Consider the following 13,211-nt stretch of genomic DNA (forward strand, 5'->3'; position numbering starts at 1 on the left):
CGGGTTCACCGAAGGGGGCAAGGATGGGCGATCTGTCGCGAGAGCCGTCGATGGAAGATATCTTGTCGTCGATCCGGCGCGTCATCGCCCGTGACGAGGCGCCGGGCACGGCGCGCGCCACGCGCACCCCGGCCGACGACATCCTCGACCTGCAGGAGGAAGAAGCAGCGGTGGACGCGCCTCAGGATGCCGCGACAGCGGCGCCGGGCGGCGAGGAACTCGTGTCGGCCGCCAGCGCCGATGCCGCGCGCCAGTCGCTCGACGCGCTGACCGCCGCCGTCGCGCCCGGCACGGCCACATCGCCCGCACCGCCGACCGGCGGCCGCACGATGGAAGAGGTGGTGATCGACACGCTCCGCCCGATGCTGAAGGACTGGCTCGACGCCAACTTGCCGGCGATCGTCGAGACGATGGTCGCAAAGGAGATCAGCCGGATCACCGGCCACCGGCTCTAGGCGGTCTTCTCCGAACGCTGGGAAAGCGAAGGCGGACGCGACCTCGTCCGCCCGCTCTCAGGAGCGCTTAGCTGCGATATACCGCTCCACTTGATCTTCCAGCAGGTCAAGCGGCAATGCGCCTTCGCCCAGCACCGCCTCGTGAAATTCGCGGATATCGAAGCGGGGACCGAGTTCGCGTTCAGCGCGCGCGCGCAGTTCGGCGATCTTGAGCTGGCCGACCATGTAGCTCGTCGCCTGTCCCGGCCAGTTGAAATAGCGGTCGACCTCGCGCGCGATGTCGGTATCCGACACCGAACTGTTCGACCGGAAATATTCGATGGCCTGCTCGCGGGTCCAGCGCTTGGAATGGATGCCGGTATCGAGCACCAGCCGGATCGCGCGCCATACCTGCAGCGACAGCATCCCGAAGCGGTCATAGGGGTCCTTGTACAGCCCCATCTCGTTCGCCAGCCGCTCCGAATAGAGTCCCCAGCCTTCCATATAGGCGCCATAGCCGCCGAACCGGCGGAATTTGGGCAGTCCCGCCAGTTCCTGCTGGCGCGCGATCTGGAAATGATGCCCCGGCGCGCCTTCGTGCGCGGCGATGGCGGCAACCTGCACCTTCTGCGTCTGGTTCATGTCGATCAGGTTGACGTAATAGATGCCGGGACGCGAACCGTCGGCGGACGGCGAATTGTAGAAAGCGGTCGACGCGGTCGCCTCGCGCCACTTCTCCACCGCGCGCACCTCCAGCGCCGCCTTGGGCAGGACGGAGAAATAGCGCGGTGCCGCCGCCATCGCCGCGGCGATCACCCCGCGCGCATCGTGCAGATACGCTTCGCGGCCGGCCTCGCTGTTCGGATATTTGAACTGGGGGTCGGTGCGGATGTGGTCGAAGAACTGCTCGAGCGTGCCGTCGAAGCCGACTTCGCGCTTGATCGCCTCCATCTCCTGCCGGATCGCCGCCACCTGCGCGAGGCCCAGCCCGTGAATCTGGTCGGCGGTGAGGTCGGTGGTCGTCGAACGCTTCAGTCGGTCGGCGTAATAGGCCTCGCCATCGGGCAGGCTCCACACACCGAAATTGCCCTTCGATTGCGGCTCGATCTCGTCGAGCGCCGCGATCAGCGCGTCGTAGCCGCGTTGGAACGGCCCAGTCAGCGCGGCGCCGGCTTCCTGCAACAGCTTGTCCTTCGCCGCGGCCGGCGCGTCGAGCGCGGTCACCTTCTTGCGGAAATCCGCCATCAGCGTCGAATCGGCGCCGCCATCGAAGGGCGCGCCGGTGATGACCTTGCGCGCATCGGCGCGCGCGGGCGCGAAATTGACCTTGTTCGGCACGATTCCCGCCGCGGCCTGCTCGCGCATCGACGCCGCGACCTCGCGCATCACGCGCTCTGTATCGCGCAGGCGGGCGATATAGGCTTCGGCGTCCGCGACGCTGTCGATCTTGTGGTTGTTGATGAGCAGCACGGGAATCTGGCCCGCCGGGCTGCCATTCGTCGTGACCGGGAACCGCAGTTTGCGGAACCGGGCCGATTCGCGGCCGCGTTCGACCTCATATTCGAACAGCCGGTAGCTGACCCGGGCGCGCTCGCCGAGTTGTTCAGGCCGGAAGCGGGCGTGCAGGTCCTGAAGCTGTCGCTCGGCCAGTGCCTGTTCGCGCACCGCGGCGGCATCGGTATAATCGTCGAGCCGCTCATAGTCGGTCTTGAACCCCAGCCGCGTCTGCTCCTCGGGACTCAGCTTCACCCGCTCGTCATAGGCGCGGTCGAGAAATTCAAGCAGCGCTTCGTCCTGGGTGCCCGCCGGCGCCACCTGCGCCAGCGCGGGGGCGATCGCGGGGCCGAACGGCAGCGCGGGGAACAGCAACAGAGCAAGGGCCAGACGCATCATATTCTCCTGATCGAATGGTATCGCTTGTAACCGCGCTTCGGCCCGGCGCAATTGCCGCTCGTCGAATTTGGCGGCAGTTCCGTCGCGTGCGCTGGCTTCGTCGTTTATCATGATGGTGTAAGCGTGTAGGTCGTTCCTTCACTCTTCAACCTGACGGGAGCCGATATTGAGCGCGAGCATGGACGACCCCGGCCTGAGTTCCAGGCCGCTTCGGATCGGTGAGGTCGCGCCCGATTTTCAGGCGCGCACGACGATGGGCGAATTGCGCCTGTCCGACTATCGCGGCCGCTGGGTGCTGCTGTTCTCGCATCCGGGCGACTTCACGCCGGTGTGCACCAGCGAATTCGTCGCCCTCTCGCGCGCCGTCGATCGGTTCGATGCACTGAACTGCGCGCTCGTCGCGATATCGGTCGACAGCCTTTATGCGCATCTGGGCTGGATCCGTGCGATCCGCGACCATTTCGGCGTGACGGTCGGCTTTCCGATCGTCGAGGATCCGTCGATGGTGATCGGCCGCGCCTATGGGATGATCGCGGCGGACGCGATCGACGCGGCGACGCTGCGCGCGACTTTCTTCATCGACCCGGACGGCGTCGTCCGCTGCCGCATCTGCTATCCCGCCACCGTCGGACGGTCGGTCGAGGAACTGCTGCGCGTCGTCGCCGCGCTGCAACGGGTCGACCGCGACAATGTCGTGACGCCCGAAGGCTGGCGCCCGGGCGACGACGTGCTGCTGCCGCCCTGCCAGGACCAGGCGTCGGCGCTCAATGCGGCGGAAGGGCCCTGCTGGTTCCACCAGACGCGGGCCGACAGCGATGGAAAGGCAAGCCGGTGACGCGCTTCACGGAGACCGAACTCGGTACGATCGCGACGCTCCTGAAGGCGCTTGCGCATGACGTGCGGCTCAAGCTGGTGCACACGCTGCTCGAAAGAGGCGAAACGTCGGTGGGCGAACTGGAAGCCCTGACCGGCATCGGCCAGCCGGGCCTGTCGCAGCAGCTTGCGATTCTGCGAAAGGCGGAGCTGGTGCGGACGCGCCGCGACGCGAAGCTCGTTTTCTACAGCCTCGTCCCCGAAACGCTGCAAGGCACGGCAAAATTGCTCCGCGCCCTGTCAACCTCTCCGCACGAAGCGCCCGGGCCGGAGCAGGCGGGCGCACGATCGCGCGTGCGGAGTTCGGCAGCCAGCTTCGCCAAGATGGTTTGAGGTTTGTGGGGATTCGGATAGCGGCGGATCTTCTCGTCACCCTGAACCTGTTTGGCAATTATCCCCTTCCGACAGGTGAGCGTTCCCCGGCGAAAGCCGGGGTCCAGCTACGTGCGCCTGCCTCGCATGGACCCCGGCTTTCGCCGGGGATCACCAGCGTCCCTGTCTCAGGGGTATAAACGCCAACCTGTTTCAGAGCCTGCCCCGGACCCGATCCGGGGGTCCATGGCCTGCCCTCGACTGAAAGGCGGCGCAAAAGGGAAGGTCCGGCCATGGATGCTGAAACAAGTTCAGCATGACGAACGGATGAGGCGGCTCGCCGAAGCCCGAATCCCCAAAGGACGCAGAATCACCATGCACATGTGGGGCTTTTGTGGCTTTAAGCGACAACGACGGGACCGAAGCCTGCTCCAACGGCCTCAGTCGGGCGGCCCGAAGCGGTCGCACAGCATGTCGATCAGCTTGCGGACGCTGTCATCGGCGAGGCTGTAGTAGATGGTCGTGCCGCCGCGGCGGGTCTTGACCAGCCCGCCCTCGCGCAGCCGTCCCAGATGCTGCGACATGCTGGCCTGCGATTGTCCGCACAGCTCGACCAGCTGTCCGACCGCATATTCCCCCTCCATCAGCCGGCACAGGATCAGCAGACGCTGTTCGTGGGCGAGCAGCTTCAGCACGCTCGCGGCATGCGCGGCGTGCTGGGCGAGTTGGGCCAGGGGCGTGTCGAGCGGCATCATCTGGTCGCGGGCTTCCCGTCGTCTCGAAGAAGGATGTAGATCGCGGGAATAACCAGCACTGTCAGCAACGTCGAGGAGGCAAGGCCGAACAGCAGCGAAATCGCGAGACCCTGAAAGATCGGGTCGGTCAGGATCACCGCCGCGCCGATCATCGCCGCGAGCGCGGTGAGCAGGATCGGCTTGAACCGGATCGCCCCCGCTTCGAGCAGGACGTCGCGCAAGCCTTTGTCGGGCGTCGCGGCGTGGCGGATGAAATCGACCAGCAGGATCGAATTGCGCACGATGATGCCGGCCAGCGCGATGAAGCCGATCATCGACGTCGCCGTGAACGGCGCGCGGAACAGCATGTGGCCGATGACGATGCCGACCAGCGTCAGCGGCACCGGGGTCAGGATGACGAGCGGCAGGCGGAAGCTGCGGAACTGCGCGACGACGAGGATATAGATGCCCAGCAAGGCCACCATGAAGGCGCCGCCCATGTCGCGGAACGTGACCCAGGTGATCTCCCACTCGCCGTCCCACAGCAGCGCCGGGGCGCTTTCGTCGGCGGGCTGGCCGTTGAGGCGGATGGCGGGCTTCGTCAGCCCCTTCGCGGCCCAGTCATGGGCCTCCACCGCCCGATCGACCGCCAGCATGCCATAGATCGGCGCTTCATAGGTCCCCGCCAGTTCCGCCATCACCATGTCGGCATAGCGGCCGTCGCGCCGGAAGATGGCGGGGCTTCCCGCCTCGGCCCGCGCTTCGACCACGGCGCCCAGGTCGATGAGCTGGCCCCCCGGGGCCTGCGCGACGGGGGTGCTCGACAGCGCCTGCGTCCAGCTCCGGTCCTTCTGTTCGAGCGCGATAGTGATCGGAAGCGGCGTGCGCCCGTCGCCGCGCGGGGCATAGCCCACCGTCTGGCTGCCCATCAGCATGGCGATGCTATCGGTGACCTGCCGCTGCGACAGCCCGTAATAATCGACGCGGTCGCGCTGGATGTCGAGGCGGAGCCGGGGCCGCGGCGCGCCGAAGCTGTTGTCGACGTCGACGATGAAGGGGATGGATCGAAAGATCGCCTCCAGTTCGGTCGCCGTCTTTCGGCGCGTGGCGGCGTCCGGGCCGTAAACTTCGGCAAGCAGAGTCGCGAGCACGGGCGGCCCCGGCGGCGTTTCCACCACCTTGATCGAGGCGCTGTCCGGCAGCTTCAGCGCCTTCAACCGCTGACGCAGGTCCAGCGCGATTTCATGGCTCGACCGGCTGCGGTCGCCCTTTGGAAGCAGCGTCACCATCACGTCGCCCTGTTCGGGCTGCGCGCGCAGGAAATAATGGCGGACGAGGCCGTTGAAGTTGAACGGCGCCGATGTGCCCGCGTAAAGCTCCATCGCCATCGCCTCGGGCAGCGTGCGCGCGATCCCCGCGACGTCCTCCAGAACCCGGCCGGTGTTTTCGAGCGCCGTCCCCTCGGGCATGTCGACCACGACCTGAACCTCCGACTTGTTGTCGAAGGGGAGCAGTTTCACCGTAACCGCCTTGAAATAGAACATCGAGCAGGCGACGAGCGTCGCGACGCCGACCGCGATCAGGAAATTGCGCGCCGACCGCCGCGTGTCGATCACGCGATGCGCGACGCGGGCGTAAAGCTGCCCCAGCCTGCCGCCGCTTTCGTCATGGCCGTGGACCAGCGCCTTGCGGGCGAAGCGGATCATCAACCACGGCGCGATGACGACGGCGACGAAAAAGGAGAAGATCATCGCCGCCGAGGCGTTGACCGGGATCGGCGCCATATAGGGGCCCATCAGGCCGGAAACGAACAGCATGGGAAGCAGCGCCGCAACGACCGTCAGCGTCGCGACCACCGTCGGGTTGCCGACCTCCGCCACCGCCTCGATCGCTGCCTGGGCGCGGCTGCGACCATCATCCATCGCCCAGTGGCGCGCGATATTCTCGATCATCACGATCGCGTCGTCGACGAGGATGCCGATCGAGAAGATCAGCGCGAACAGGCTGACGCGGTTGATCGTATAGCCCATCAGGTTCGACGCGAACATGGTGAGCAGGATCGTCGTCGGAATGACCACGGCCGTCACCGCCGCCTCGCGCCAGCCGATGGCGAAGCCGATCAGCGCGACGATCGAAACGGTCGCCAGCGCCAGATGGAACAGCAGTTCGTTCGCCTTTTCGTTCGCCGTCTCGCCATAGTTGCGGGTGACGGCGACCTCGACGCCGTCGGGGATCAGCTTGCCTTTCAGGCCTTCGACGCGTTCGAGGATGGCGTCGGAGACGACAACGGCGTTGGCCCCCGCCCGCTTGGCGAAAGCGATGCTGACAGCGGGCGCGCTGTCCCACTTGCCGTCCCCGGTTCCATCGTCCGACTTCGCCCAGCGCCACGCCCGCGCCTGATCCTCACGCGGCCCCTGTGTGACGCTCGCGACGTCGCGAAGATAGACAGGAGCGCCGCCGGCGGACCGCACCGTCAGCAGCCCCACCTCTTGCGCCGACGCCAGCGTGCGGCCCGCAGTCACGCCGACCGCCTTGCCGTCCTCGCGGACGGTGCCGAGCGGAACGCTGCGGTTGGCCTGCGACGCCGCCTCGACCACGCTACCCAGCGGCACGCCATATTGGCGCAGCTTCGCGGGGTCGGGGGCGATGCGGATTTCCTCCGGACGGCCGCCGACGAGGAAGGTCAGCCCGACGTCGTCGACCTTGGCGACCTCGGTGCGCAGCTTCGCCGCCAGTTCGTAAAGGCTGCCGTCGTTCCATTGCCCCGCGGCGCCCGGCCTCGGCGACAGCGTCAGGACGACCGCGGGCACGTCGTTGATGCCGCGCACCGTCACCTTGGGATCGGGAACGCCGACGGGTTTCCGATCCCAATTGGCGCGCAGCTTCTCCTCGATGCGGATCGCGGCATCCTCGGGGTTCGACCCGACGAGGAAGCGCGCCGTCACCATCACTCCGTCGTCCTGCGCCTGCGTATAGACATGCTCGACACCGTCGACGCTCTTGACGATCGTCTCGAGCGGAATGCCGACCAGTTCGGTCGCATCGGCGGCGGAGAAGCCGGGGGCCATCACCTGGATGTCGACCATCGGTACGCTGATCTGCGGTTCCTCCTCGCGCGGGATGGAGAAGAGGGCGAGCAGGCCGACGGCGATCGCAGCGAGAAGGAACAGCGGCGTCAAAGGCGACGCGATCGTCGCCCTTGTCAGGCGGCCCGAGATGCCGAGGTTCATGGGCGCACGGCCTTGACGGGCTTTCCGGGAGCGAACAGCGTGTCGCCCGCCGCCACGCCGCTCAATATCTCGACCCGATCCGGATCGGTGGTGGGGGCGATCTGGACCGGGACCATGCTCAGCCGCTTGCCGCCGGTAACGAGCTGGACCTGATCCATGCCATAGCGCGTGGTGACGAAAGCACGCGGCACCACCAGCGCCCGACGCGTCCCGACCTCGACCGAGGCGCTCACGCGGCGGCCGATGAACCGGGTGTCGAGGCCGGGCAGCGTCGCATCGACGCGGACCCGCCCGCCGGTGATCGCGGGATAGACCTGCGTCACGCTGCCCTCGCGCGGCCCGGAAGGCGCGCCCGCATCGTTCGACCCCATATCGCCGACGATCACCCGAGCGCCGGGACGAACCTGCCCGGCGGCCGATTCGGGCAACATCAGGCGCAGCACCGGGGGGCCCGCGGTGACGGTCGCGATCGACATGCCCGGCGCGACGACCGAGCCCGCCGGAATATCGGCGCGAAGCACGCGACCGCTCGCGGGTGCGAGCACCGCGCCCTGCCCCGCGACGCTGGCGCTCGCGCCCTGCTGCGCGCGCGCCGCCGCGACCTGCGCATCGGCGGCGCGCGCCGCAGCCACCGCCTGATCGAGCCGCGCCTTTGCATAAACTCCGTGCCCGTAAAGGTCGCGGATGCGGGCAATATCGGCATTGGCGCGCGCGGCCTCGGCCTGGGCGGCGGCGACCTGCGCGCCATAAGCACTCGTTTCGTAACCGAGCCGCGAATCGACGATCATACCGATGCGCTGGCCCTTTTCGACCGTGTCGCCTTCGCGGACGGATAGGGTGACGAGCGTGCCGGCTATGCGCGCCAACGCCTCGGCCTGATCGCGCGTAGCAATCTCCGCGCCCACCGCCTTCATGTCGGCGATCTGGGCGTCCGCAAGGCGTAGGGTGGTACCGGCGGGAAGCGCCGCGGCCGCCGCGCCGCGCTCCGGTTCGCCGCCGCAGGCCGATAGCGCCAGAACGGCGCCCGCCAACCAATAGCCCTTGCCCATCCCGCTATATCCCTTCTCGCGGCGACATTCAGCCGCCGACCACCGGAAACCCGGCATTCCTCCACGCGGCGATGCCGCCTGCGAGATGCGTATCGATCGCGCTGCGCGCCCGCGCGCATTGATCGAGCGCCTGCCCGGAGCGCCGCCCGCCCGCGCATTGCAGCACGACCGTCCGCCCTTCGGGATCAGGGATATTACGAGGTGAAAAGCTCGACAGCGGCATGTTTACTGCGCCCGCGATATGGCCGGTCGCGAACTCGCCCGCCTCGCGCACGTCGATCAGGAGCGCCCGGCCGGCCTCCAGCATCGCGCGCAGCTCGGCGGGTCCGACCTCGCGGTGAGCGTCGCGCTTTCGCAACCCGAACATGGATTTTCCCCCTTTTGACTTGATAGTTGCATATAATATGTAAATCTTATATAGTCAACATATGGGACGGAGGGATTGCAGATGGACAAGCCGCTGATCGTGATATTGGGCGCCGGACTTGGCGGCACGCTCGCCGCATACGAGATCAGGGCGGCAGTCGGAAATCGCGCCGACGTGATGACGGTGTCCGACACGGATACATATAGTTTCGTGCCTTCCAACCCCTGGGTCGCGGTGCGCTGGCGCGAACCGGAGGCAATCCAGATCCATCTCCCGCCCGTGTTCGAAAGGAAGAAGATCGGCTTTTCCGCGGTGGGTGCCCGGCGGCTTCATGCCGAAGAGAAGCGACTCGAACTCAAGGACGGAACATCGGTCAATTACGACTATCTTGTAATCGCAACGGGTCCCGATCTCGCCTTCGACGAAATCGAGGGGCTGGGGCCGCAGGGCCATACCGTCTCGATCTGCCAGACCGCCCATGCCGCCGACGCGGCCGATGCGTTCGACGCCTTTGTCGCAAACCCCGGGCCGATCGTCGTCGGCGCGGTCCAGGGGGCTTCCTGCTACGGCCCGGCCTACGAATTCGCGCTGATCCTCGATACCGAACTCCGCCGCCGCAAGATTCGCGACAAGGTGCCGATGACCTTCGTCACCGCCGAACCCTATATCGGGCACCTCGGCCTCGACGGCGTGGGCGACACCAAGTCGCTGCTCGAAAGCGAACTGCGCGAGCGCCACATCAAATGGATCACCAATGCGCGCGTGACCGGGGTCGAGCCCGATGTCATGCATGTCGAAGAAGTGGGTGAGGACGGCGCGGTCAGGAAAACGCACGACCTGCCCTTTGGCTATTCGATGCTGCTCCCTGCCTTCCGTGGCGTCCCCGCCATCCGCGACATCGCGGGGCTGACCAATCCGCGCGGCTTCGTCATCGTCGACAGTTGCCAGCGCAACCCCGCCTTTCCCGAAATCTTCGCGCTCGGCGTCTGCGTCGCCATTCCGCCGACGGGTCCGACCCCGGTGCCGGTCGGCGTTCCCAAGACCGGCTTCATGATCGAATCGATGGTGACGGCGATCGCCGCCAACATCGCGGCAATCCTCGACGGCAAGGAACCGGCGGCCGAGGCGACGTGGAACGCCGTGTGCCTCGCCGACTTCGGCGACGGCGGCGTCGCCTTCGTCGCCCAGCCGCAGATTCCGCCGCGCAACGTCAACTGGTCGGCAAGCGGCAAATGGGTCCATCTCGCCAAGATCGGCTTCGAAAAATATTTCCTGCGCAAGATCCGCCGGGGCGAGAGCGAACCCTTCTACGAGAAGCTGGCGCTTCACGTCATGGGTATCCGCAAGTTGCGTTTCTGACTGTCCGCAAAAGAAGGAGTGCAAAGATGACCCTCGACCGTGCCGTGATGGCGTTCGCCGGATGCGTCGTGCTGATCGGCGTCGCCCTGTCGCTCACCGTGCATCCGTGGTGGATCGCGCTGACGGCCTTCGCCGGCCTCAACATGCTCCAGGCGAGCCTTACCGGCTTCTGCCCTGCCGCCCGGCTGTTCAAGGCGTTCGGCGTGCGTCCGGGGGCCGCCTTCCGGTGATGTCCGTGCGGTCGATCGCCCTCCCCACGCTGGCCGGCCTGCTCGCGAGCGTCGCCATGCCTGCGCAGGCGACGACGCTGCAAGAAGCGATCGCGGCCGCCATGACCCACGCGCCCGAGATCGAGGCTGCGCGCGCCGATGCCGACGCCGCCGACGCGCGCATTGCCGAGGCCAAGGGTCACGGCCTGCCCAGCGCGGTGCTGAGCGGGACGATCGGCCAGGGGCGGCTCGACCCACAGGGCTATTTCGGCCTTCCGGCGGCGACCGTCACTCCGCGCGCCGCGCAGCTCGTCATCGAGCAGCCGCTGTTCACGGGCGGCCGGGTCGGCGCGGGGATCGCGCAGGCGAAGGCGGGCAGCGAGGCCGCGCGCGCCGGCGAGGCGATGACCCGCAGCCGGATCGTCGTCGATACGGTCCGCGCCTATGGCGACGTACTGACGGCGCGGCACATGATCGCGCTCTACGAACAGATGGTCGGGCAGATGGAGGAAATCCAGCGTCACGCCCGGCTTCGTTTCGCTGCCGGCGAAAGCCCCAACACCGACGTCGCCCAGGCCGCCGCGCGCCTCGCCGAGGCGCAGGCGGCGCTCGAACGCGCGCGCGGCCTTGCCGTCTCGGCGGACGCGCGCTTCGCCAACCTGACCGGTCTTGCGCCGCAGAACCTGCGGCCGCTTCCGGCGAATCCGGCGATGCCCGCGTCGCTCGACGAGACCCTCGACAGTGCGCGCGCGAACAACCCCGCCCTTATTCAGGCCGAGGCGGCGCTGGAGGCCGCGCGCGCGGCGGCGCGGGGTGCACGCGCCGAACGCTTGCCCACGGTCGGAGCCTTCGCCGAAGGATCGACGCTGCGCGACCAGTTCTTCCCCGACTACCGCGCCGACGGCGCCACGGTCGGCGTGCGCGCGCGCTGGCAATTGTTCGCCGGCGGGCGCGTCGCGGCGAAGATCGCCGAATCGGACGGCGCCGTCCGGGCGGCCGACGCCCGGGTCCGCGCGGCGCGGTCCGCCGTCGACGAACAGACGATCGGCGCGTTTCAGGATGTTCGGACCGCCGAACTGGTCGAAGCCGCCGCCGCCCGGCAGCGGCTCGCCGCCGACCAGGCGCGCGAAAGCGTCCGCCACGAGGTTCGGGTGGGCATGAAACCCCAGCTCGACTGGCTCGACGCCGAGCGCGAGGCAACCGCGGCGGCGGTTGGCGAGGCCGTGGCACAGGCCGACCGTATCGTCGCCGCCTACCGCCTCCTCGCGCTGATCGGACGCTGAGACGGGTCCGGGTCGATATTCCCGACCGCAATTGACGGATATCAATTCCTAAAGCGCGCGAAGGTGCAAGAGCGCCGCCATGATACAGAACCGATCCGCATCCTCATCCCTGATCTGGCGCCATGGACTGGCGATGGTCCTGATCGGATCGGTCACGCCATGGTCGAGCGCCGCGGCACAGGGCACGTCCGCGCCATCGGCGCCCGCGGTATCGCCCGCCTCGCCCGACCCGATCACCCCCTATCTGCACGCCCGCTATCGCCTCGAAACGGTCGATCAGGCGGACATCGCCCAGTCGGCCACAGCATCCACGCTGCGGCTGCGCGCCGGGCTGCGCACCGCGGTCTGGAACGGGCTGAGCGCGTTGGTCGAGGGCGAGGCGGTCGTGCGACTCGGCCCCAGGGATTATAACGACACGGTCAACGGCCGCACCGCCTATCCGGCCGTGCCCGACCCGACCGACGTCCTGCTCAACCAGGCCTATGTGCGCTGGCAGCCGGCGCGGGAACTCGACGTCGTCGCCGGACGGCAGACCGTCAATCTCGACAACCAGCGCTGGGTCGGCAGCGTCGACTGGCGCCAGAACGACCAGACGCTCGACGCGGTGCGGGTCGGGATCGCACCCGCGGCGGGCGCGCGGATCGACTATGTGCACAGCTGGCGGGTCAACCGCGTGTTCGGGCCCGATTCGCCGCAGGGAATCTGGCGCGATTCGAACATCCACCTGTTGCGCGGCTCGGCGACGGTGCCGACCGCCGGCACGTTGACCGCCTATGGCTATTGGCTCGACCTGCCCGCCGCGCCCGCCCTGTCGTCACGCACGCTGGGCGTCCGCTTCGCGGGCGATCATGCCATGGACGGCGGCGTCAAGCTGTATATGGCCGGCGAATATGCGCATCAGCGAAGCCATGGCGCCAATCCGCGCCGCATCGGCCACGACTATTGGCTGATCGAGCCGGGCCTCGGGGTCGGGCCGGTCGTCGCGCGCGTCGGCTATGAACGGCTGGAGGGCGACGGCACGACGGCGCTTCAGACCCCGCTCGCCACGCTGCATGCGTTCAACGGCTGGACCGACCGCTTCCTGACGACGCCCGCCGACGGTCTGCGCGACCTGTATGGCGATCTGCAATGGCGTCTGGGTCCGGTGTTCACCGATGCGCCGGCGACGCTGCGTTTGCAGTGGCACGATTTCAACGCGACGCACGGCGGCCGAAACTACGGTCGCGAAGCCGGGGCGTGGCTGACCGTGCCGGTGACGCGGCGGATCACGACCTCTTTCAAGCTGTCGCATTACGATGCGCAGCGATTCGCCAGCGACACCACCAAGGCGTGGCTGTCGATCGAGGCGCGTTATTAGAGACAGGCCCAGCCGGCACGATATTCCCCTTCCCCTTCAGGGGAGCGGGCGGGGTGGGGTCCTTCGGCCTATTGCGATCCCACCCCAATTCCTTCGCACCTTGCGCGACCC

General features: G+C 67.7%; 12 protein-coding genes. 7 read left to right on the forward strand and 5 right to left on the reverse strand.

The window, feature by feature from the left end; all coding sequences use genetic code 11:
* Positions 1 to 23: 23 nt before the first annotated feature.
* Entirely contained in the window at positions 24 to 455 is a 432-nt protein-coding gene (locus C3E99_RS14715; RefSeq protein WP_067186239.1) for a DUF2497 domain-containing protein, read from the forward strand.
* Positions 456 to 512: 57 nt separating this feature from the next.
* Here the strand turns inward: C3E99_RS14715 and C3E99_RS14720 are convergent, their stop codons facing one another.
* The gene (locus C3E99_RS14720) at positions 513 to 2,327 is read right to left on the reverse strand and encodes a DUF885 domain-containing protein (protein ID WP_067187187.1); all 1,815 of its coding nucleotides are present in this window, start codon (positions 2,325 to 2,327) and stop codon (positions 513 to 515) included.
* A gap of 178 nt (positions 2,328 to 2,505) precedes the next feature.
* Between C3E99_RS14720 and C3E99_RS14725 the strand changes: the two genes are divergently transcribed.
* Positions 2,506 to 3,162 (forward strand): peroxiredoxin, encoded by a 657-nt coding sequence (locus tag C3E99_RS14725; protein WP_199775119.1) that lies wholly within the window; start codon positions 2,506 to 2,508, stop codon positions 3,160 to 3,162.
* On the forward strand, positions 3,159 to 3,533 hold the full coding sequence (locus tag C3E99_RS14730; protein WP_067186242.1) for an ArsR/SmtB family transcription factor: 375 nt from the start codon (positions 3,159 to 3,161) through the stop codon (positions 3,531 to 3,533). The genes C3E99_RS14725 and C3E99_RS14730 overlap by 4 nt, the downstream gene beginning before the upstream one ends.
* A gap of 419 nt (positions 3,534 to 3,952) precedes the next feature.
* Here the strand turns inward: C3E99_RS14730 and C3E99_RS14735 are convergent, their stop codons facing one another.
* Genes C3E99_RS14735 through C3E99_RS14750 form a run of 4 tightly spaced genes read right to left on the reverse strand, consistent with a single transcriptional unit; the run spans position 3,953 to position 8,892 of the window.
* Complete coding sequence (locus tag C3E99_RS14735) at positions 3,953 to 4,267, reverse strand: ArsR/SmtB family transcription factor (RefSeq protein ID WP_067186244.1); 315 nt, start codon at positions 4,265 to 4,267, stop codon at positions 3,953 to 3,955.
* On the reverse strand, positions 4,264 to 7,476 hold the full coding sequence (locus C3E99_RS14740; RefSeq protein ID WP_104960012.1) for an efflux RND transporter permease subunit: 3,213 nt from the start codon (positions 7,474 to 7,476) through the stop codon (positions 4,264 to 4,266). Before C3E99_RS14740 ends, C3E99_RS14735 begins: the two co-directional genes overlap by 4 nt.
* Positions 7,473 to 8,525, reverse strand: a complete 1,053-nt coding sequence (locus C3E99_RS14745; protein WP_067186246.1) for an efflux RND transporter periplasmic adaptor subunit — start codon at positions 8,523 to 8,525, stop codon at positions 7,473 to 7,475. The genes C3E99_RS14740 and C3E99_RS14745 overlap by 4 nt, the downstream gene beginning before the upstream one ends.
* A gap of 28 nt (positions 8,526 to 8,553) precedes the next feature.
* Positions 8,554 to 8,892 carry a rhodanese-like domain-containing protein gene (locus C3E99_RS14750; protein WP_067111338.1) on the reverse strand — a complete coding sequence of 113 codons (339 nt, stop codon included), beginning with the start codon at positions 8,890 to 8,892 and terminating at the stop codon, positions 8,554 to 8,556.
* Between the two features lie 81 nt (positions 8,893 to 8,973).
* On the opposite strand from C3E99_RS14750, the gene C3E99_RS14755 reads away from it, so the two are divergent.
* The 4 genes from C3E99_RS14755 to C3E99_RS14770 all read left to right on the forward strand — a co-directional run bounded on the left by C3E99_RS14755 (position 8,974) and on the right by C3E99_RS14770 (position 13,100).
* Positions 8,974 to 10,251 carry an NAD(P)/FAD-dependent oxidoreductase gene (locus tag C3E99_RS14755; protein WP_067111341.1) on the forward strand — a complete coding sequence of 426 codons (1,278 nt, stop codon included), beginning with the start codon at positions 8,974 to 8,976 and terminating at the stop codon, positions 10,249 to 10,251.
* A gap of 26 nt (positions 10,252 to 10,277) precedes the next feature.
* Positions 10,278 to 10,481, forward strand: a complete 204-nt coding sequence (locus C3E99_RS14760; RefSeq protein ID WP_067111344.1) for a YgaP family membrane protein — start codon at positions 10,278 to 10,280, stop codon at positions 10,479 to 10,481.
* Positions 10,481 to 11,743, forward strand: coding sequence for a TolC family protein (locus C3E99_RS14765; RefSeq protein WP_234002682.1), 1,263 nt, complete (start codon positions 10,481 to 10,483; stop codon positions 11,741 to 11,743). The genes C3E99_RS14760 and C3E99_RS14765 overlap by 1 nt, the downstream gene beginning before the upstream one ends.
* A gap of 79 nt (positions 11,744 to 11,822) precedes the next feature.
* Positions 11,823 to 13,100: an alginate export family protein gene (locus C3E99_RS14770; protein WP_148650927.1), complete on the forward strand. Its 1,278-nt coding sequence runs from the start codon at positions 11,823 to 11,825 to the stop codon at positions 13,098 to 13,100.
* Positions 13,101 to 13,211 lie beyond the last annotated feature (111 nt).

Source organism: Sphingopyxis sp. MG, from assembly GCF_002953155.1.
GTDB lineage: Bacteria > Pseudomonadota > Alphaproteobacteria > Sphingomonadales > Sphingomonadaceae > Sphingopyxis > Sphingopyxis granuli.